We start from the raw sequence: 20,314 nt of genomic DNA on the forward strand, positions 1-20,314 counted from the left end.
TCTTTATCTAGATACCAGCTCCAACATCGATTGCCGGTTCTTCAACCTTCTCAAACTCACTCAGAACCAGTCGACGTAACTCTTGGAATGAAGTACTGGATCTTTTTCGCGGAAACGGTAAATCGATGGGAAGAATATTGCGAATATGTCCAGGTCGAGGATTCATAATGACTACCCGCTCACCCAAAAATACAGCTTCATCCAGATCATGAGTCACAAATAACATAGTCGTCTTATTACTCTGCCAAATATCAAGAAGTACCTCTTGCAGATGTGATCTAGTAAAAGCGTCTAGTGCGCCAAAAGGTTCATCGAGCAATAATACATCCGGATTACGGAGCAACGCCCTAGCAATAGATACTCGCTGGGCCATCCCGCCTGACAGCTCACGTGGATAGGATTTCTCAAAACCCTTTAATCGTACAAGTTCAATCAATTCATTTACTTTTTTGCGAACCTCTGGATTTTTAAGCGATAAATTTGCTGCAATATTATGCTCCACCGTCAACCACGGAAAAAGTCTTGGTTCTTGAAATATAAATCCCTTCTCAATACTCGGACCGTCGATCTGTTTGCCATTCAGTAGAACCGTGCCGCTATAGCTCGTATCCAGTCCTGCCACAATTTTTAGCAAGGTACTTTTTCCGCAGCCGCTGGGACCTATAATCGTAATCAACTCGCCTTTTTTCACCTTCAGCTGAATATTACTTAATGCGATAACATCACCTGCAGGCGCGGCGAATACTTTATTCAAATGTTCGATAACCAGTGTTTCCTCCGACACTCCATTCACCCTTTCCGATAAATATAAATTAAACTATACTTATGTATTTAATAGGTATTTAGAGCAAAAAAATGATGAGATCCTCTAAAGAACCTTATCCGATTATTCAACTAGGTTTAATTTACATCATCTTATCAGTGACATTCCTCACATGTCAAACATTATTTTCCAAATGAGTGTCTATTATGTGAAGTGGAGTTTTGTGTGAATGGCAGGGATTTATCTAATTGCAAGTAAAAAAAGCCGCACCAGTAATGGCGAGACTTTTCGTCATTATTCATTTATTATTCGCCGAGCTGCGTCTTGATCTGCGAAATTTCTATTTCCATGAACTCTACACGTTTATTCAACTCCGCGATATAGTTTCTTCTAGCCTCTAAGTCTGCTGCGCTTGTTAGGTCGGCCGCAGTAGTTTCCACCAGTTGGATCGCTTCTTTGAGAACTTGAACGCTTGATTCTGCCCCTGCTAATCTTTCCCGGAGTTTAGCCGCAGCAATACTTGCCTTTAGCGCTGCCTTCTCAGTCTCCTTACTCTCCACTATTATCGTTTTTCCTTCAACCGTCACCCCTGCTCCGGTCGCTTCGGACATCGCGCGTACAGGTACGTAGGCCGAGTTATTTACTACAATCGCATCTGCAATCTTCTTTCCGTGCCACAGCCAACCCAACTACTGGCCAGATGTAATCGAGCTATAATACGCTATCTGGGCAGGCGTGATCATATTGTTCTAAGTTGTATTTTAAAATTTCACAAGCAACTTTAATGCGAAATGATTGAAGTTGCTTGTAAACAGTGTTACTCTATCAACGGTAAACTCAAAATCTGTGCTCTTCAATACATCTTATAATAGTCACTATTTTTAGTTAAGAAAGGTAACACTATGATAAAAGTTGATAACTTATCCTTCGCATTCCCGCAAAAAGACCTATATAAAAACATTTCATTTACGCTTGAAGAGGCACAACATTGCGCTTTTATAGGAACAAGCGGCAGTGGTAAAAGTACACTGATCGATATACTAATGGATCCAGAAAAATATTTGTTCGAAGGCAAGCTAGAGATGGACCCAACCTGCAAAATTGGGTATGTAAGTCAGTTTTCGCAACTAGACAAATCTAAAGAAACAACCGTTTTTGAATATATAGGAGAAGAATTTATTAAGATACAAAATGAAATAACAGCTATTCTCACTGAAATGGAAACATCATCAGATATTGATTCATTACTCGAAAAGTATCAATTAGCTCTAGATGCCTTTGATTTAATGGATGGAAATGATTTTGAAAGCAATATTAATAAGAAACTAAATTTAGCCAACCTCTTGAAACTAAAAGATGCTAGGGTATCCGACCTAAGTGGTGGGGAATTCAAGCTTATTCAAGTGATGAAGGAAATGCTGACTAATCCAGACTTAATGATTATGGATGAGCCCGATGTATTTTTAGATTTTGAAAACCTAAATGCACTTAAAAATCTTATTAATGCTCACAAAGGAATATTGCTAGTGGTTACGCATAACCGTTATCTATTGAATCATTGTTTTAACAAAATTATACACCTTGAAAACATGGAGATCCAAGAGTTCGATGGGCGATATATTGAGTATAACTTCTCATTACTTCAGACGAAAATTGAGTTACAAGAAATCGCAGTCGCTGAACAAGAAGAGATAGAGAGATACGATAACATTATTGATAATCTTAGAGCGATCGCAACCTATAATTCAGAAGCATCTAGAGGAAGAGCGTTAAAAGCTAGGGTTAAGTTTCAAGAAAGATTGGAAGCGCGAAAAATTAAAGCGCCATTCGTTGATATTAAGCAACCAAAAATCAGTTTTGGTGTGGACAATGAAATTGAAGAAGACATCACTGTTTTAAATGTGAATAATTATAGTGTTTCCTTTGATGAGTTGATTTTAGAAAATGTTAACTTTGAGATGAAACCTACAGATAAAATAGCCCTTATCGGTCCAAACGGTACCGGGAAAACGACTTTACTCCGAGATATCTTTAAAAATAATCATGATTCAATTAAAATGAATTCTGATATTAAAGTGGCTTATCTTTCTCAGCTTCAAGACGAAGTGCTAAAGGATTCTAATACCATACTAGAAGACTTCATCGATGCCGGGTTTGCAACTTATGACGAGATTAGAGCACATCTTTCAAACTATGGCTTTGAAGGAGAAATTCTTAATCAAAAGATAGAATCTTTATCTGGTGGCGAAAAAAATATACTGCAATTGGCAAAAGTTTCTGCTAGCAAAGCAAACTTATTGCTTCTTGATGAACCGACAAGCCATTTAGACACCTATACACAAATCGCACTGGAGAAAGCCATTGAAGACTATAAAGGTGCGATACTCATGATTTCTCATGATTTCTATTCTGTAGTAAATGGGATGGATTATGTACTAATCATTGACGATAAGACGATTAGAAAAATGAGTATGCGAAAATTCAGAAAGATGATTTATGCCAGTCATTTTGATAAAGATTATTTAGAAAATGAACAAAATAAAAAAGCAGTTGAAATGAAAATAGAATTAGCTTTAAAAGACAATAATTTTGAACTTGCAAAAAGTATGGTTGATGAGCTGGAAGAGCTGATTAAGTTGCTTTAAATTCCAACCCTCTGAATGAAATGATTACAAGAACGATGAAATAAAATGTTGGTGGAAAAGTATCCAAAAAAAAGACACTGATGAATAGATCTCAGTGTCTTTTTACTGCATTGATTTTATTGATAGCTCATGCCGCGGACACTCTGATTGATATAACTATAATGAAGTATCATGAGAAATTTTTATCAAAACAGTCTTTAGTCTCGCATTTAATTTTATACCATTGATAACCATAATCCGATAAGTTTGGTAGGATCAATAATTTGTTACCACAGCGGATACAATTATTTTCTGATAAATTGCCGTTCTTATAGTCAGCTAAGTAACCTTCTGCTAGTTCTACTTCCTTAATGATATTTTCTAGAGCAACATCGCTTATATCAAAAGGGGTCATATCTCCTCTATTTGCATGGATAGAGCGTGAAAAAGCTCCAAATCCACCAACCAGTTCGTGGTGATGCGTATTAATCCGTCCCCCACCTCTCTCAAATAATTTGATCATCGGTTCATATATATCTGGAAACTGTAATGCGATATTGTCGCGCGCATCAAGCAAAGAGCACCAGCGTAAATAATGTATACTTATTAATTTCATAAGCATAATATCAATTTTATTAAAATTCGGACACGTTTCTAAGAAACTGTCCCACTCATTTTCCTCCATCTTAAAACCTAATAACATATCCATTCCTATGTATATACTTGCTGCTTCATTTGAGATAAACTGCAAAAACACGCCGACTCTACGGTAATACTCTGCAATCAAATTAGCATCTGCTTCATATTCACCCTTAGATCTTACTTCTTCGTATCTTTTTTTTGAAATTTCAATGTATAAATTCGCATCAATATTCCTAATTCTTTCAACACCTGATTCGTAATAATTCATGAAGATTCCTCCGACTTAACTCATAAATGTAGTTCTGTATCTGGATAGAAAATTAGTTTATCTAACCAGTTCGCCCGATTGTTCTATGTCCCTGCTTGAGTTTCACCATTTATAAGATGGCTAATCTTTAAATAAAAACAAAACCCAATAAACCAAAAAGGTTTATCGGGTGAGATGGAAAAAGTTTATCGGCTTCAAAACAAGTTTATCGGTTTTTATATACTGACTGTAAACACCTACCATCAACCTACAATCCCTTACCCCGCACTACCCCTAACCCTTTCAACTAACCTTATGTTCAATCCGCAGCTTGTCTGCTACCATGGCAATAAATTCCGAGTTAGTAGGCTTAGATTTGGAGATATTAATGGTGTAACCGAATAAATGGCTGATGGAGTCGATGTTCCCACGTGTCCAAGCCACTTCAATCGCATGGCGAATCGCCCGTTCTACGCGTGAAGGCGTGGTTTTGAACTTCTCAGCGATTGCTGGGTAGAGCGTCTTCGTAATCGCACCAAGGATCTCGATATTGTTATATACCATGGTGATCGCTTCACGCAGGTACTGATAGCCCTTGATATGCGCTGGGACACCGATTTCATGGATGATCGAGGTAATGTTAGCGTCGAGGTTCTTGCCCTTAGAGAGCGGCACTACATTCGATCTGGACGTCGACGAATAATTGTACATGTTGGAGGAAGAGCTCATGCTGCCTTGAGAGCCGACAAGCTGACGTACACGATTTGCCAGGACCTCCATATCGAACGGTTTCAAAATATAATAGGATGCACCAAGCTGTACAGCTCTTTGAGTGATGTTCTCCTGACCAAAAGCAGTCAGCATGATGATCTTCGGTTGAGGATTCAGATCCATATCACGTAGACGTTCCAATACACCTAGGCCGTCTAAATGCGGCATGATGATATCAAGAATAAGAACATCGGGAATTTTACGCGCTTCGCTAAGCATTTGAAGCACTTCTTCACCATTGTAGGCGATACCCGTTACGGTCATATCTTCTTGCTCAGAAATGTACTCGGAAAGCAAATTCGTAAATTCCCTGTTATCATCGGCCAACAACACTTCAATATTCTGCACTGGCTGCTTCCTCCTTAATTATATCTGCTATTCGAAAATAACATTTTTTTCTTGTCTCTTACGTTTTCGACATGGAGATCGAATTCCCTTCTGTCGAAAATTATTTTTCTTTATTTTTTTTCTGCGTTGGATTATAATTAAATATTTTATCTCAATGTTCGAGGTTCTTCGTAATCGTTCGACAAAAAATCTTAAGGCTAAACCGCCTTAAGATTTAATGAATACCTATTCTCCTGTTTGGTCACACCTGAATCTTGAAGCATCCATTCGATGAAGCACCCATAACCGGACTTAGGATCATTTACAAATACATGAGTTACCGCCCCTATGAGACGGCCATCCTGTACGATAGGACTTCCGCTCATGCCTTGAACGATACCGCCTGTCTTATCGATAAGACGTGGATCGGTGATTCGCAGCACCATTCCTTTAGTGGCTGGCGTTTGCTGATGTGCTACATGAATGATCTCAACCTTAAACCGCTCCACCTGCTGTCCGTCAACTACAGTTAGGATCTCAGCAGGACCTTCCTTGACTTGATCACTCATCGCCACGGGAATCGGTTCTTTGTAAAGACTGTGCTCGGGATTGGAGCTCATTTTACCGAAGATGCCGAAGTCAGTATTACTCTCCACATTTCCAAGCACTTGGCTTTCTTTCAAAAAATGCGCTCGTTTCTCGCCCGGATCGCCATCCTGGCTTTTGGATATGGAGGTTACACTGGACTGAACAATATGACCACTGCCTACAACAATTGGGGTACCGGTATTCATGTCTGTAATCACATGTCCCAAAGCTCCATATACACCTTGCTCGGGAGCATAAAAAGTTAATGTGCCGACACCCGCTGCTGAATCACGAATGTACAGGCCTAACCGCCACACTTTGTCATGAATGTCATACGCGGGCTTTAGCTTAGCTGTAAGCTCTTTACCTCCGCGTTTGAAGACAATGGTCAAGGGGTTATTCGCTTTACCAGCACGATCCACCAGCTTGGCCACCTTGGACAACTCATCCAATTTCTCACCATTCATGGAGATCATCAGATCACCCGGCACTAAACCACTGACCTCTCCTGGGGAAAGCTTAGATTTCTCGGATACTTCAATCAGATGATGACCAACAACCAAAACACCTGCTGATTTCACTTTCACACCGATCGTTTGACCTCCCGGGATCACCTTAAGCTCGGAATGAATTCCTTGTGCAGTCACCTTGGCTGGTTCACCATGCAGTGGTGCAGCAGAACTTAGATTTGTTCCCGTTATGCCCGATAAACTAAGAAAGAAGGCAAATAAAAGGCCTGGCATTAACTTCCTGAGGTTAGGCTTCAATGGCTGTCACGCTCCCTTTTGCTTCTTTCGCTTGACGAAAAAGGTGGTCGCCAATTGCGTACCTATAAGATAACCTTGCCCCCAGGCTTTTATTACTGTCAATCATTGCTCCGCTTAGCTTGTTGCAGCCTTACTTGCCTCGGCCAGATTAAGCATTTCCTGCGAGTGGTGCAATGTTTTTTCGGTAATTTCTACGCCACCCAGCATCCGGGCCAGCTCCATTACACGTCCATCGTTTGTTAGGGATTCCACTTCAGTCATGGTTCTTCCATCCTCAACCTTTTTGCGGATTAAGTACTGATGGTCAGCCATACAAGCCACCTGCGGCAAGTGAGTAATGGAGAACACCTGACAGGTGGAAGACAGCTTAAACAGCTTATCTGCGATGGACTGAGCGGCTCTGCCGCTGACACCGGTATCCACTTCGTCAAAAATCAGAACTGGAATTGCATCATGGCGCGCAAAAATACTTTTCATTGCCAGCATAATACGCGACAGCTCACCACCAGAGGCGATTTTGCCAAGCGGTCTCAGGGGTTCGCCCGGGTTAGGGGATATCATAAATTCTGCGCTGTCTATCCCTTGTCTTGTGAGGCGAATACGCCGACCATTGTATTCCACTCCACGGGGGTCCTCCAGCGTGTCTAATTTGACCTGCAACGAGGTTCTTTCCATTTGAAGGTCTTTAAGCTCACCCTCCACTTGGGTGGCCAGATCAGCAGCACAAAGCTTTCGTGCTTCACTTAATTCCGTAGCTGCTTCCATCAATACAGACAGCAACGAATCGCGCTTCGCCGTCAGTTTCTCCAGATATTCATCTTTATTCTCAAGCAAATCAGTTTCCCGGTGAATTTGTTCATAATAAGCCAAAATCTGTTCTACACTCTCTCCATATTTACGTCGGAGTCCAGTGATCAAATCCAGACGATTCTCGATTTCTTCAAGTCGCATCGGATTGAACTCGATATTTTCCCGGTAATCACGAAGCTGAAAAGCAGCATCCTCTAGCTGGTAATATGAGGACTGCAGCTGTTCGAGCACTGTTCGCAGACCCTTCTCATCGTAACGAACTGCATCCTCAAGTCTGGAAATGACATTACCGATCGATTCCAAGCCTTGTCTGTCGTAAAGCAGCTCATATGCACCCGATACGGAATCCATCATTTTCTCACTGTGGGATAGTTTGACCCGTTCTTCGGTAAGTAATTCATCTTCTCCCGGTTTTAATCCGGCGGATGAAATTTCTTCAAGCTGAAAACGATATAAGTCAAGCATTTGGTATGCCTTCTGGCTGGATTCCTGCAGCTCTCGCAGCTCTTTCTCCACCTTCGCGAAGGCAGAATACCTTTCCTGAAAAATTGCCTTTAGCGGACCAATAATCGGTTCTCCGTATGTATCAAGCAGTCCCAGATGCCGTTCCGCCTTCAGCAAGTTCTGGTGCTCATGCTGACCGTGTATATTAACCAGCTGCTCGCCGATCTCGCGAAGCATGGTAAGATTGACCATCTGTCCATTTACACGTGATGTACTTTTACCTTGAGAGGTAAGCTCGCGTCGTATAATAAGATGCTCCTCGCGCTGGGCCTCAATGCCAAGACGCTCCAAAGTCTCCCAAACGGGATGACCGCTGGGAAGACTGAAGAGCGCCTCCATCTCCGCTTTTTCACAACCATAACGAATGGAATCCGCTGAACCGCGGCCTCCAACAATCAATCCAAGCGCATCAATAATAATGGATTTACCTGCCCCGGTCTCCCCCGTAAGCACGTGGAAGCCAGGATAAAAATGCACATCAACCGCCTCAACGACGGCAAGATTGCGTATAGACAAGGTTTCTAACACTAATAGAGCACCTCCGAGAAGATGACAGGCATCTGATTAATTATAATTAAGAAATATAACCCATGATTTGTGAAATTACAGTCTTACTGTCCTCAGGTAAACGGCAAATAATAAGGATTGTATCATCACCAGAAAGGGTTCCCATAATTTGCGGCCAGTCAATATTATCAATCAAAGCAGCGACAGAGTTAGCCGTACCTGGTAAACATTTCATCACCACAAGATTAGCCGAGGAATCGATCTGTACAAAATTATCCACAAGAACGCGCTTAAGCTTCTGAATGGGATTGTACCGTTGATCCGTTGGAAGTGAATATTTATATCTTCCATCATCCATGGGTACTTTGATGAGCAACAGCTCTTTTATATCTCGAGATACTGTGGCTTGCGTAACTTGAAAACCTGATTCACGCAAGGCTTCCACAAGCTCGTCCTGTGTCTCGATATCCTTTTGTGTAATAATTTCCCGAATCTTAATATGTCGTTGTCCCTTCATTGTTGCCTCCTGGTATATAAAAAATATGGACTCAGTTTGATTCTCCGTCGTCTTTGCCAAGCTTAATTACATGGATCGATGCTGTTGCTACATTAACATATAGAACGCCGCTGCATTCCGGATAGATCAGCAGGTAGGGAAGCAAGGTATCACGTAAGCCGCTGCCAGTGAAATCCAAAGGCTTGCGTGGTCTGGAAAGGATAACTAAATATAACGAGCCTTCCTCTTTTGTCGCCACATAATCTATAAATAACCGGCTATACATCTGCGCCCCATTTACGTTGAAAGACAAGGGGATTTTTAATTTCCCTCCAACGACCTCATATCCTTCATCCTCAAGTATATCAATAGAGGGATGTGGAATAATCACTTTATTGAACGGAATTTGATCCTTCATAAAAGAACGCGGAGAACTCTGCAGCCATACATATATCCGATATATTATAAAAATCGATAATGCTACCCCAATAAACGCCATAACGACCTTGTCAGAGCTACCCGCCACTATCAATCACCTCGGTGATTTATTCGCGTGAAGCCCTGGTAAATCCTGCTTCTAAGCTGTCTTTTTACGAGCTTTCCGCATAATTGATATTATTCGCTAATTCAGCATTTTACAATTACAACGAGCACAGTAAATCCAAAAAAGATTCAAAATATAAAGACCCGGATTTTATACCGGGTCTTTATTTTAATAAATTCAATCCATTTGAGCAAATCTGCAAAACACCCCGCTGACCATTTGAGGTTGACGGGGTGTTCATAAAGCTCTAGCGGCGCGGGGAGTTTCCATGAGTAGAACTCACATTAAAAGTACCCGTAGCCTGCTTAATCACTTCATCAGCAAGGGAAGCGAAGTCCTCCACTGGAATGACTGCTGCAACAGCAGCTCCCGGCTGTACGGATACTTCTTCGCCTTCCACCACTTCTGGCGTCAGTCTCCAGTGAGCAAGAAACTCAATATTGCCTTCTCCGCCTGTAATTGGTGAAAAGGTTAATCCATGTAGACCGAATCCTAACTCTGCAGCCATAGTCAGTACATTAATCAATACCTCTTTATGGACCGCGGAATCACGAATCACACCTGATTTTCCAACCTTCTCACGCCCAGCCTCAAATTGCGGCTTGATGAGTGCAGCGATATCTGCTGGACGTTGCAGCAAGGCTTTGAGGGGTGGGAGAATTATTTTTAAGGATATAAAAGATACATCAATACTGGCAAAGTCCGGAACAGGACCCTGCAAATCTGAAGGTGTCATATACCGGAAGTTCGTACGCTCCATGACGCTCACTCGCTCATCATTACGCAGTGACCAATCCAGCTGGTTATAGCCAACATCAATAGCGTACACATGGCTTACGCCATTCTGAAGCGCACAATCTGTGAAGCCGCCAGTGGAAGCACCAATGTCCAGCATGTTCCGTCCCGTAAGATCAATATTAAATTGGCGAAGAGCCTTCTCCAGCTTTAGGCCCCCACGACTGACATACGGATGCACAGAGCCTTTAACCTTAAGGGTAGACTCCCGCGAAACCTTCATGCCAGCTTTTTCAATACGTTCCTCATCCGCGAGCACCAACCCTGCCATAATAGCAGCTTTAGCTTTCTCCCGGCTTTCATAAAAACCTTGCTCCACAAGCAGTACATCAATCCGTTCTTTGCGGTGTTCCATGGTCATCTCCCGATCGTTCAAGGGTTACTAATTTCCGGCTTCCACTTAGGAAGACGAAGTTGTTTTGTAATTATAAGCACTTAAAGCCATCATGGACTTGATACGTCCACATAACGCTTCTACGGTAAGGCCTGTTTGCTGACGTTGTTCTTTAATGGAGCCATGCTCCACGAAGATGTCGGGCACACCCATCAGATGTACACGCGCGTCATAAATTTCATGCTCCGCGTAGAATTCCAATACCGCACTGCCGAGACTTCCCGCTTGGCAAGCCTCTTCAATAACAACCATATTGGTTCCAGCATGAGCCAAATCAAGAAGCATGGAGTTATCAAGCGGCTTCAGGAAACGCGCATTCACAACACCCACCTGAATCCCTTCCCGCTTCAGCAAATCAGCGACTTCTTCAGCCACTTGAACCATAGGACCACATGCCACTACAGCATATCCTTCTCCTGTACGCAGTCGTTCCCATGATCCTATAGGAAGGGTATGCAGTTCAGCATCCATTGCCACGCCTGTTCCGTTAATACGCGGATAGCGGTAAGCAATTGGACCGTCATTATATTCAAGTGCCGTCTTCATCATATGACGCAGCTCATTTTCGTCTTTTGGCATCATCATAACCATATTAGGGATATGGCGCATAAAAGCAACATCGTACACACCCTGATGAGTCTCACCATCCGCACCCACAAATCCAGCACGGTCAATGGCGAACATAACATTGGCGTTATGGCGGCAAATATCATGGACGATCTGATCATAGGCACGCTGCATGAAGGTAGAATACACGGCGTATACCGGCTTCATCCCTTCCATAGCCAAAGCTGCACACAGGGTTGCTGCATGCTGCTCGGCAATCCCGACGTCAATCATGCGATCCGGAAATTCCTTCGCAAAAGGAAACAACCCTGAACCGCCTGGCATCGCAGGGGTAACTGCAATCAGGCGCGAATCTTCACGTCCCAGCTCAATCAGCGTACTGCCAAATACTTCGGTATACATTGGAGGACCTACAGCTTTAAGTGCCTGACCCGACTCAATTTTGTAAGGGGAAATGGCATGCGATTTATAGAAATCAGTCTCAGCCGGTTTGTAGCCCTTGCCTTTGGTCGTCAGCACATGCACAAGCACAGGACCCGCCACGTTATCTGCTTGATGGAAGGTGTCGATCATTTTCTCCAGATCATGTCCATCCACTGGCCCAAGATACGTAAAGCCAAGCTCTTCAAACAATACTCCGGGTACCATCATATATTTAAGACTGTTTTTTAACTGTTCAGCGGTTTTCGCTAATCGTCCACCGATGGCCGGAATCTTCTTAAGCAGCCCTTCAACCTCGTCTTTAGCACGCAAATAATGACGGTCCGAACGAATTTTGCTTAAATAATTGTGCATCGCCCCTACATTCGGAGCAATCGACATTTCATTATCGTTCAAAATAACCATCAGCTTACGCTTCTCATGGCCAATGTGGTTAAGCGCTTCAAAGGCCATCCCGCCGGTAAGCGCACCGTCACCAATCACGGCAATTACCTTGTTGTCTTCGCCTTTAAGATCACGAGCCATAGCCATCCCCATCGCTGCCGACAAAGAGGTGCTGCTATGTCCAGCTTCCCACACATCATGTTCGCTTTCAGAGCGCTTAACAAAGCCGCACAATCCCTGATATTTGCGCAGGGTATCAAAGCGATCTTGACGGCCGGTCAGTATTTTGTGGACATAGGCTTGGTGGCCAACGTCGTAGATCATTTTGTCACGAGGACTGTTGTAGCAATAATGTAAGGCCAGCGTGAGCTCCACCACCCCCAGATTAGAACCGAGGTGCCCGCCGGTTGCTGTAAGCTTCTCAATCAGAAATCGTCGAATTTCCTCTGCAAGAGTACTTAATTCTTCGACTGACAGTGATTTCAGTTGTTGTGGATCATTTATTTGTGGAAGCAGCACGAATAGTTCCCCGCTTTCCTAGATGTTGTAAAATATATAAAAACCATTATAACACAAACGAAACGGCTGTCGAAATACAGCCGCTTCGAAAGTTCAAACTTAGTGATCACGTGCCATTAAATAATCTGCAATTTCCAGCAGGCGCTGGTTGTCGTAAAAACCGCCATTCAGCACAGCATTTTGAGCTGCTTCTGTAAGCTGCTTCACCTCAGCACGAGATTCCTCTAACCCAATAAAATAAGGGTAGGTTACCTTCTGCTGTTTGATATCGCTGCCTGTTTTTTTACCAAGCTTGCCTTCATCTCCAACCAAATCAAGAATATCATCCTGAATTTGAAAAGCGAGTCCGATGCTTGTGCCAAAATCACGCAGAGCTTCAAGCTGCTTCTCTGTTGCCCCTGCGATACGTCCGCCGGCTAACAACGAAAAGATAATTAAATCTCCGGTTTTATGCAGATGAATATACTTCAGCTGTGCAAGATCTGTTAGTCCTTGCTCGCCTTCCATATCTGCTATCTGACCGCCGACCATGCCGCGTGGACCCGCCATTTCCGCCAGATCCTCCACTATGGATAAAACATTATCAGCAGGGATGCCAAATTTACGGGAGGCTTGTACCACACTGTAAAAAGCATGGGTCAAAAGCGCATCACCCGCAAGAATAGCTGACGCTTCACCAAAGACTTTATGATTCGTCAGCTTACCGCGCCGATAATCATCATTATCCATGGCAGGCAGATCATCATGAATCAACGAGTAGGTATGTACCATCTCAATAGCAGCAGCAACAGGCAAGGCTGCTTCACGGCTGCCTCCCAGTGATTCACAAGCAGCGATCACAAGCAGCGGCCGGAGGCGTTTGCCCCCTGCCATTAGCGAATACTTCATCGCTTGCTGTAAATTTTCCGGAACCGTCCATGCTGCGGGAAGAATAGTCTCAAGCTCCTGTGAGAGCAAATCACTTATCGATGCGATGTAATCCTCCAGCGGCTGCCGCATGCTTTCACTTGCGGAGTTTCCCTCCAGATCATTCTCAAAGCGATTCATCGGCGTCCCCTTCCAGACGTGCACCAAACGGCTTTTTGCGCAGTTCTCCGTCCTCTTGGGTAATCATTTCGATCTTACGCTCTACTTGTTCCAGCTTGCTGCCGCAAAGCTGCGACAGCTTCATGCCCTGCTGAAATAAATCGATGGCCTTCTCCAGAGGAACGTCGCCGTGTTCAAGCTCACGAACGATTTCCTCCAGTCGGTCCATAGCGCCTTCAAAATCAAGTTCCGCTTCCTTCGTCATCGTCTTTGCCATCCTCCTTCATCCCCCATACTTGGCAGTTCAGCTGTCCGTCATTCATCTTTATCACCACAAGATCGCCAAGCTGCACTTCGGTCAGCGATTTGATTAAATGTTCTTCCGCCTCGTCATACACTAAGCTGTAGCCGCGCGACATTACTTTTAGCGGGCTCAGCGCATCCAGGTGACGAATCTCTGCCACATAGCGAGATCGCTTCTCCTGCAAACGAGCCTGCATAGCGCCCATTAACTCACGGCGCATGCTGTCCGTGCGCTGACGTGCTGCGGCAACACTGTCGCGCGGATGGAACCGCTGCAGACTGTGATGCAGCACCGCCTTACGCTCGCGGGAACGGCTGAGCCGTGCATCCGCTGAGCGCTGGAGCCGCTCACGCAGCATGTCCAGCCGCTGCGTGTGCTGAATCAGCGTCCGGCGCGGGCCTGCCAGCGCCAGCGAGCGCTGCAGCACCGAGTGGCGCTCGCGTCCACGCTGGGCGCGTTGTTGCAGCGCTTGGCGCAGCCGCTGCTGCAGCTGGCGAAGCTGCGCAGCTAGCTCGCCGGCGTGAGGCACGGCCAGCTCAGCGGCCGCTGTGGGCGTAGCCGCGCGGAGGTCGGCGGCGAAATCGGCAATCGTGAAATCGGTCTCGTGGCCGACGGCCGAGATGACCGGAATCCTTGATGCCGATATCGCTCGTGCGACTTCCTCCTCGTTGAACGCCCACAGCTCCTCCAGCGAACCGCCGCCGCGGCCGACGATAAGCACGTCGGCTTCACCCATGGCGTTCAGCGCGCCAATCGCCTTCACTATCGAAGGCGCAGCGCCTTTGCCTTGCACCAGTACGGGATAGATTACAATAGCTACCTGCGGAAACCGCCGCTGAAGCGTAATCACAATATCTCGTACAGCTGCTCCTGTTGGGGATGTAATCACACCAATACACTTCGGGAACCGCGGCAATGAACGCTTGCGAACTTCTGCAAAAAGGCCTTCTTTTTCAAGCTTGCTCTTCAGCTGCTCATAGGCCAGATATAAACTGCCAATCCCATCAGGCTGCATATGTGTGGCATAGAACTGGTATTGCCCATCCCGTTCATAAACGGTCACATTGCCTCTGGCAATTACCCGAGCGCCTTCTTTCGGAATAAAGGGCAGCCGCTGGTTATGAGAAGCGAACATAATCGCTTTAATACGGCTGCTCTCGTCCTTAAGTGTGAAGTACATATGCCCGCTGCCATGATGTGTAAAGTTGGAAATCTCTCCGCGAATCCACACATCCGAAAGTAAATTATCCGAGTCTAGCTTCATGCGGATATAACGGTTGAGTTCTTTTATCGAATAAACCTGCCGCTCTGCCGCCATGAATCTTACCCCTATTCCAGGCCGTGACGGCGTTTAGCCGCAATCAGCGTGTTGCTCATCAGCATTGTAATAGTCATCGGTCCAACCCCGCCTGGAACAGGCGTGATGTATCCGGCAACTTCTTTTGCACTTTCATAATCAACGTCACCTGCGAGTTTACCGTTATCCAGACGGTTCATGCCCACATCGATGACAACAGCACCCGGCTTCACATAGGAAGCATCAATGAAATTAGCTCGTCCGATCGCTACAACCAAAATATCCGCTTGACGGCTAATCTCTTGCATATTAGCTGTACGGGAATGGCACATAGTTACGGTAGCATTTTCGCGTTGCAACAAGAGGGAAACTGGCTTTCCTACAATATTGCTACGACCAATTACAACGGCATGTTTACCTGCCATACCTGTTCCTGTACGTTTAATCAGTTCGATTACTCCTGCAGGAGTACATGGAAGAAGACTGTCGGCACCGATGACCAGGTTGCCTACATTGACAGGGTGAAAGCCGTCTACATCCTTTTCCACGGAGATTGCATCAATAACAGCCTTCTCCTCGATATGCTTAGGCAATGGGAGTTGAACCAGAATTCCGTCGATATCATCGCGTCCGTTTAGCTCTGCTACCAGTGCCAGAAGTTCTTCTTGAGAAGTGGATTCATCCAATTTATGCACTTCCGAATGGAATCCTAAGCTGATACAAGATTTCTCCTTATTGCGAACATAAACCTGAGATCCCGGGTCTTCACCTACTAGAATAACAGCCAAACCGGGCTTTACGCCGCGTTTCGCCAGTTCAGCAACCTCTTGGGCAATGCTAATACGAATTTCCTCGGATACTTGTTTACCACTGATGATTGCTGCTGTCATGTTAGTCTCTCCCCTTTTATATACTTTACTATGGTTTATAAATTAAGAATGGTCAGCTTTAATAGTATCTATCTCTTGGATCATTTTGCCGAGTACTCCGTTAACAAACTTCCCGGAATCATCCGTTCCAAAATGCTTGGCCAAATCGATCGCTTCATTCACCGCAACCTTCGCAGGCACATCATTAGCGAACACCATTTCATACGCTGCTAAACGTAGAATCTGACGATCCACACGTGACAGACGGCTCATTTGCCAGCCCTTCAGGTAATGTTCAAGTATATCGTCGATCGCTACCTTGTGCTCCCATACCCCATTCACATGCTCTACCACATAGTGTTTAAGCTGAATCTCGTCCGTGATTACACGTTCGGTTTCATTCTCTTCTGAAGCTTCCTCGAGCAGCATTTCTACGGCTTCCGCGCTTTCCACATCGTTCATTTCCATCTGATACAGGCTTTGGACAATAATCTCTCTAGCTATACGTCTTTTCATGTGTTCCTCCTAAAATCTTATATCGCATTAAAATATTCACTTGTACTGCAACAACGTCTACGACCTAAATATCGCTTCACACTTATTCATTCTTTCCCTAATCCTGTGAGGATTATTGCACAAAGCGAAGATACCTTCAGAGGAAGCTCGCAAATATACCTATCCCTTGTCGCAAAAAAACCGCAATGCCTTTCTTCCGGGGGCAACGGACAACACAAACTTACGGTTTCCTGCTCCGGGAAAAAGACTATCGCGGTTCACTTAAAGGGACGCCAGCGTCCGGATAATCGCGAAACCAACTCCTGCCATTGAAACAGGGGCGCTTGCGCGGTATCCTTTCTTTTGCCGAGCGTATATCCGATGAACACTACCAGTGCAAAGAACAGCATATCCCAAAAACCGCAAATTAAATAAATCAAACCCAGACCAATGCCGAAAGTCACTCCGGCGATTCTACCCCCGTGACTTTCCCATACTTCTTTCCAAGACATAAGGGAAACTCACCTCTATTCCACTCGACTTTTGAAGCTTGGAGACTGCGTGAGGTTAGCAATATATACAGACACATCAGCAACCGGAATGCCGGTTGTCTCCTGCACGAAATCATGCACCTGACGTTGTACTTCTGTCGTAAGCAGCGGTAATGAATGCTCACCGTCCACTACTGCACGAATTGTAATTTCAAGGCCAGCCTGAGAGACACGAATACGTGACTTGAGATCTCTGATTCCCTTCACTTTACCAGCAGCCTTAAGACTCAGATTCTCAATAGTTTCCATTGAAATCTGGATATCCCCATACTCTGTACGCTGATCGACCGAAGGCAATGAAGCGCGATCACGGCGCAGAGAGATGTAGAAAAATCGGATGCTCAGAAGGAACAAGACAACTGCTACTATTATTGCTGTAATATAAGCTGCTGGTCCATTCTCAATCTCCAAAGTTCTAGGAATCGCACCGCTTAAGAGGAGGATGGCAATAACAGATAGTATTCCGATACTTAAGCTGTAGACAAACAGCAAAAGTCTGTCCAAAATTTTTGCCACGAGTCTCATAACCTCCTTAAATTAGAGTAAACCCTCGACTTTGCTGTCGGGGGTTTATGGAAGAACGATGACTGCTATTTCACACGAAGAATCGTTTCAGCTTCTTCGTTCTTGTCTACAGTGTTGTTGTTCTTGAATTGCACATCATGAATATGCACATTCACTTCCACAACAGTCAGACCAGTCATAGTCTCGATGGAGCGCTTAACATTGCGTTGAATTTCAGCAGCCACTTCAGGAAGGCGATTGCCATATTCAATAATTACAGAAACATCCACCGCAGCTTCACGTTGTCCAACCTCTACTTTAACTCCTTTGGATAGATTCTTACGTCCAAGAAGTTCAACAATACCACCGGCGAATCCGCCGCTCATACCTGCTACACCTTTAACCTCAACGGTCGCCAGACCTGCAATAACCTCGATTACTTCAGGAGCAATCTGGATTTCACCGATTTCCGTCCGTTCGTATTCTGTCGGCAATGTACTCATTTTAGACTTCACACCTTTCAAGAAAGATTGTTCATGATTTCAAGCGTAAAGCACGTCTCTTATTAAACATACTATATCATTTGACGAACTTTATGACAAACAAACCGAAGTCGTCCTAAATTTCATACTCTTCAAGAAACTTAATGTCAAAGTTACCATCCAAAAATACAGGATGCTCCAACAGTTTCTGATGGAAAGGGATGGTAGTATGAATGCCTTCCACGGCGAATTCAGCCAAGGCGCGCTTCATCTTCGCAATCGCTTCCTGACGTGTAGGAGCCCATACAATCAGTTTTGCAATCATAGAATCATAGAAAGGGGAAATCGTATATCCTGGGTACGCCGCACTATCTACACGAACGCCAAGGCCTCCGGGTGGCAAATAAAAGCCGATTTTTCCTGGTGAAGGCATGAAATTACGCTCTGGATCTTCAGCATTTATACGGCATTCAATCGACCAGCCATTAATCACGATATCTTCCTGAGTGAATGACAGCGGATTGCCTTCTGCTACAGAAATCATTTCCTTAATCAAATCCACGCCTGTAACCATTTCCGTTACTGGATGTTCGACCTGAATACGAGTATTCATCTCCATGAAGTAAAACTGTCCATCCGGTCCAAGCAGGAATTCAAGTGTTCCGGCTCCCGAATAATTCACGGCAAGTGCTGCTCGAACTGCTGCATTACCCATTGCTTCACGAATTTCAGGTGTGAGCACTGAACAAGGTGCCTCTTCAATCAGCTTTTGGCGACGACGCTGCACGGAGCAGTCCCGTTCGCCTAAGTGCACTACATTGCCATGTTTATCTGCAATAATCTGAATCTCCACATGCTTCATGCCTGTTAGGAATTTCTCCAGATATACACCAGCGTTACCAAACGCCTTTTGTGCTTCCTGTTGTGCAGCAGTGATCTGCTTCACCAAAGATTCCTCGTCCTCAGCAATCCGTATTCCCTTACCCCCGCCACCCGCAGTAGCCTTAACGATGATTGGGTAACCAATATCGCGGCCCAGCATGACAGCTTCCTCTACATCGCCTACAAGACCATCTGAGCCCGGGATAATCGGAACTCCAGCCAGTTTCATGGTTTCCTTCGCCACAGCCTTGTCACCCATACGGTTTATGGCATCTGGAGAAGGTCCTATGAAGATAATATTGCAAGATTCACAAATCTCTGCAAAATCCGCATTTTCAGCTAAAAATCCATAGCCAGGATGGATGGCATCACATTCCGTTAAGGTGGCTACACTCATAATATTTGTAAAGTTCAGATAGCTGTCCTTGGCCGGCATCGGACCGATGCAGTAAGCTTCATCAGCCAACCGGACATGCAGTGAATCCCGGTCGGGTTCCGAATAGACCGCGACGGTGGAAATGCCCAGTTCACGGCAGGCCCTAATAATGCGGACCGCGATTTCGCCGCGGTTGGCAATCAACACTTTTTGAATGTTCATGCGTTTCCTCCCAAAGTTTTGCGAAGCTTCCGCTCCTTAAGTAGTCTGCGGTATTTATTCCGGTTTAACCAAGAATAGTGGTTGACCATATTCTACAAGCTGACCGTTCTCAGCAAGTACAGACACGATTTCACCTTTGATCTCCGCTTCCAGCTCATTCATCAGTTTCATCGCCTCGATAATGCAAACCGTTGATTTTTCACTTACACGGTCTCCAACATTAACAAACGAAGGCGTTTCCGGAGAAGCGGCACTATAAAAGGTCCCCACCATTGGAGACACAATTTTATGTAGTTTGCCTTCATCAGCTGCTTGTGGCTGCTGCGCTGGAGGAACTTCACCAACTACCGGATAGGATACTTGCGGTACGCTCTGCGGCTGCGGGGCAGGCGTAAAGGGATAGGCAGCATAAGGAGTCGCCTGTACTGCTGTTCCATCAGCTTCAGGGCGATCCGGTTTGCGAATTGCAAGCTTCATTCCTTCGCTTTCGATCTCCAACTCATGTACAGAGGAGGTCTGGTCCAGCAATTTAATCAATTCCTTAATTTCGCTCAACTTGAACATATATCAGTTCACTCCTTCAGCTTTCTCTCGAAGCCACTTCTTAAGCGGACAA

At 44.9% G+C, this 20,314-nt stretch carries 21 protein-coding genes; 1 reads left to right on the forward strand and 20 read right to left on the reverse strand.

Translation table 11 applies throughout. From position 1 onward, the window contains the following. Positions 1-7 precede the first annotated feature (7 nt). Together MKZ16_RS22780 and MKZ16_RS22785 are read right to left on the reverse strand one after the other, a co-directional pair. Positions 8-784 (reverse strand): ABC transporter ATP-binding protein, encoded by a 777-nt coding sequence (locus tag MKZ16_RS22780; protein ID WP_038572519.1) that lies wholly within the window; start codon positions 782-784, stop codon positions 8-10. A 284-nt stretch (positions 785-1,068) separates the two neighbouring features. Beyond that, positions 1,069-1,452 carry a hypothetical protein gene (locus MKZ16_RS22785; RefSeq protein ID WP_036675973.1) on the reverse strand — a complete coding sequence of 128 codons (384 nt, stop codon included), beginning with the start codon at positions 1,450-1,452 and terminating at the stop codon, positions 1,069-1,071. A 213-nt stretch (positions 1,453-1,665) separates the two neighbouring features. On the opposite strand from MKZ16_RS22785, the gene MKZ16_RS22790 reads away from it, so the two are divergent. Next, positions 1,666-3,408 carry an ATP-binding cassette domain-containing protein gene (locus tag MKZ16_RS22790; protein WP_076104388.1) on the forward strand — a complete coding sequence of 581 codons (1,743 nt, stop codon included), beginning with the start codon at positions 1,666-1,668 and terminating at the stop codon, positions 3,406-3,408. Positions 3,409-3,577: 169 nt separating this feature from the next. On the opposite strand, the gene MKZ16_RS22795 is transcribed toward MKZ16_RS22790, so the two are convergent. The 18 genes from MKZ16_RS22795 to accB all read right to left on the reverse strand — a co-directional run bounded on the left by MKZ16_RS22795 (position 3,578) and on the right by accB (position 20,262). Continuing rightward, positions 3,578-4,297 carry a hypothetical protein gene (locus MKZ16_RS22795; RefSeq protein WP_076098649.1) on the reverse strand — a complete coding sequence of 240 codons (720 nt, stop codon included), beginning with the start codon at positions 4,295-4,297 and terminating at the stop codon, positions 3,578-3,580. A gap of 282 nt (positions 4,298-4,579) precedes the next feature. Next, positions 4,580-5,395 (reverse strand): sporulation transcription factor Spo0A, encoded by an 816-nt coding sequence (spo0A, locus tag MKZ16_RS22800; RefSeq protein ID WP_036682806.1) that lies wholly within the window; start codon positions 5,393-5,395, stop codon positions 4,580-4,582. Positions 5,396-5,592: 197 nt separating this feature from the next. Beyond that, complete coding sequence (spoIVB, locus tag MKZ16_RS22805; RefSeq protein WP_081382368.1) at positions 5,593-6,705, reverse strand: SpoIVB peptidase; 1,113 nt, start codon at positions 6,703-6,705, stop codon at positions 5,593-5,595. A 138-nt stretch (positions 6,706-6,843) separates the two neighbouring features. Beyond that, positions 6,844-8,571 carry a DNA repair protein RecN gene (recN, locus tag MKZ16_RS22810; RefSeq protein ID WP_076098647.1) on the reverse strand — a complete coding sequence of 576 codons (1,728 nt, stop codon included), beginning with the start codon at positions 8,569-8,571 and terminating at the stop codon, positions 6,844-6,846. A 46-nt stretch (positions 8,572-8,617) separates the two neighbouring features. Then, complete coding sequence (gene argR, locus MKZ16_RS22815; RefSeq protein WP_036682813.1) at positions 8,618-9,067, reverse strand: transcriptional regulator ArgR; 450 nt, start codon at positions 9,065-9,067, stop codon at positions 8,618-8,620. A gap of 31 nt (positions 9,068-9,098) precedes the next feature. After that, positions 9,099-9,572, reverse strand: a complete 474-nt coding sequence (locus tag MKZ16_RS22820) for a hypothetical protein (RefSeq protein WP_232061423.1) — start codon at positions 9,570-9,572, stop codon at positions 9,099-9,101. 265 nt (positions 9,573-9,837) lie between these two features. Then, positions 9,838-10,740, reverse strand: a complete 903-nt coding sequence (locus MKZ16_RS22825; RefSeq protein WP_076098646.1) for a TlyA family RNA methyltransferase — start codon at positions 10,738-10,740, stop codon at positions 9,838-9,840. Positions 10,741-10,785: 45 nt separating this feature from the next. Continuing rightward, a complete protein-coding gene (gene dxs, locus MKZ16_RS22830; RefSeq protein ID WP_076098645.1) occupies positions 10,786-12,690 on the reverse strand; it encodes a 1-deoxy-D-xylulose-5-phosphate synthase in 1,905 nt (634 codons plus the stop codon). A 99-nt stretch (positions 12,691-12,789) separates the two neighbouring features. Further along, entirely contained in the window at positions 12,790-13,737 is a 948-nt protein-coding gene (locus tag MKZ16_RS22835; protein WP_076104387.1) for a polyprenyl synthetase family protein, read from the reverse strand. After that, positions 13,724-13,981: an exodeoxyribonuclease VII small subunit gene (gene xseB, locus MKZ16_RS22840; RefSeq protein ID WP_036682818.1), complete on the reverse strand. Its 258-nt coding sequence runs from the start codon at positions 13,979-13,981 to the stop codon at positions 13,724-13,726. Before xseB ends, MKZ16_RS22835 begins: the two co-directional genes overlap by 14 nt. After that, positions 13,959-15,338: an exodeoxyribonuclease VII large subunit gene (gene xseA, locus MKZ16_RS22845; protein WP_076104386.1), complete on the reverse strand. Its 1,380-nt coding sequence runs from the start codon at positions 15,336-15,338 to the stop codon at positions 13,959-13,961. The genes xseB and xseA overlap by 23 nt, the downstream gene beginning before the upstream one ends. A gap of 11 nt (positions 15,339-15,349) precedes the next feature. After that, positions 15,350-16,207, reverse strand: a complete 858-nt coding sequence (gene folD / locus MKZ16_RS22850; protein ID WP_036682821.1) for a bifunctional methylenetetrahydrofolate dehydrogenase/methenyltetrahydrofolate cyclohydrolase FolD — start codon at positions 16,205-16,207, stop codon at positions 15,350-15,352. A gap of 42 nt (positions 16,208-16,249) precedes the next feature. Then, positions 16,250-16,702, reverse strand: a complete 453-nt coding sequence (gene nusB / locus MKZ16_RS22855) for a transcription antitermination factor NusB (protein WP_036682824.1) — start codon at positions 16,700-16,702, stop codon at positions 16,250-16,252. A gap of 257 nt (positions 16,703-16,959) precedes the next feature. Continuing rightward, positions 16,960-17,193: a DUF2273 domain-containing protein gene (locus MKZ16_RS22860; protein ID WP_036682825.1), complete on the reverse strand. Its 234-nt coding sequence runs from the start codon at positions 17,191-17,193 to the stop codon at positions 16,960-16,962. A gap of 15 nt (positions 17,194-17,208) precedes the next feature. Then, complete coding sequence (gene amaP, locus MKZ16_RS22865) at positions 17,209-17,748, reverse strand: alkaline shock response membrane anchor protein AmaP (protein ID WP_036682827.1); 540 nt, start codon at positions 17,746-17,748, stop codon at positions 17,209-17,211. A 74-nt stretch (positions 17,749-17,822) separates the two neighbouring features. Beyond that, complete coding sequence (locus tag MKZ16_RS22870) at positions 17,823-18,239, reverse strand: Asp23/Gls24 family envelope stress response protein (protein WP_036682829.1); 417 nt, start codon at positions 18,237-18,239, stop codon at positions 17,823-17,825. Positions 18,240-18,354: 115 nt separating this feature from the next. Then, complete coding sequence (gene accC / locus MKZ16_RS22875; RefSeq protein WP_036682831.1) at positions 18,355-19,698, reverse strand: acetyl-CoA carboxylase biotin carboxylase subunit; 1,344 nt, start codon at positions 19,696-19,698, stop codon at positions 18,355-18,357. Between the two features lie 54 nt (positions 19,699-19,752). Continuing rightward, on the reverse strand, positions 19,753-20,262 hold the full coding sequence (gene accB, locus MKZ16_RS22880) for an acetyl-CoA carboxylase biotin carboxyl carrier protein (protein WP_036682835.1): 510 nt from the start codon (positions 20,260-20,262) through the stop codon (positions 19,753-19,755). Positions 20,263-20,314: the final 52 nt, after the last annotated feature.

The sequence above is a fragment of the Paenibacillus sp. FSL R5-0928 genome, from assembly GCF_037970385.1.
GTDB classification, from domain to species: Bacteria; Bacillota; Bacilli; order Paenibacillales; family Paenibacillaceae; genus Paenibacillus_AQ; species Paenibacillus_AQ odorifer.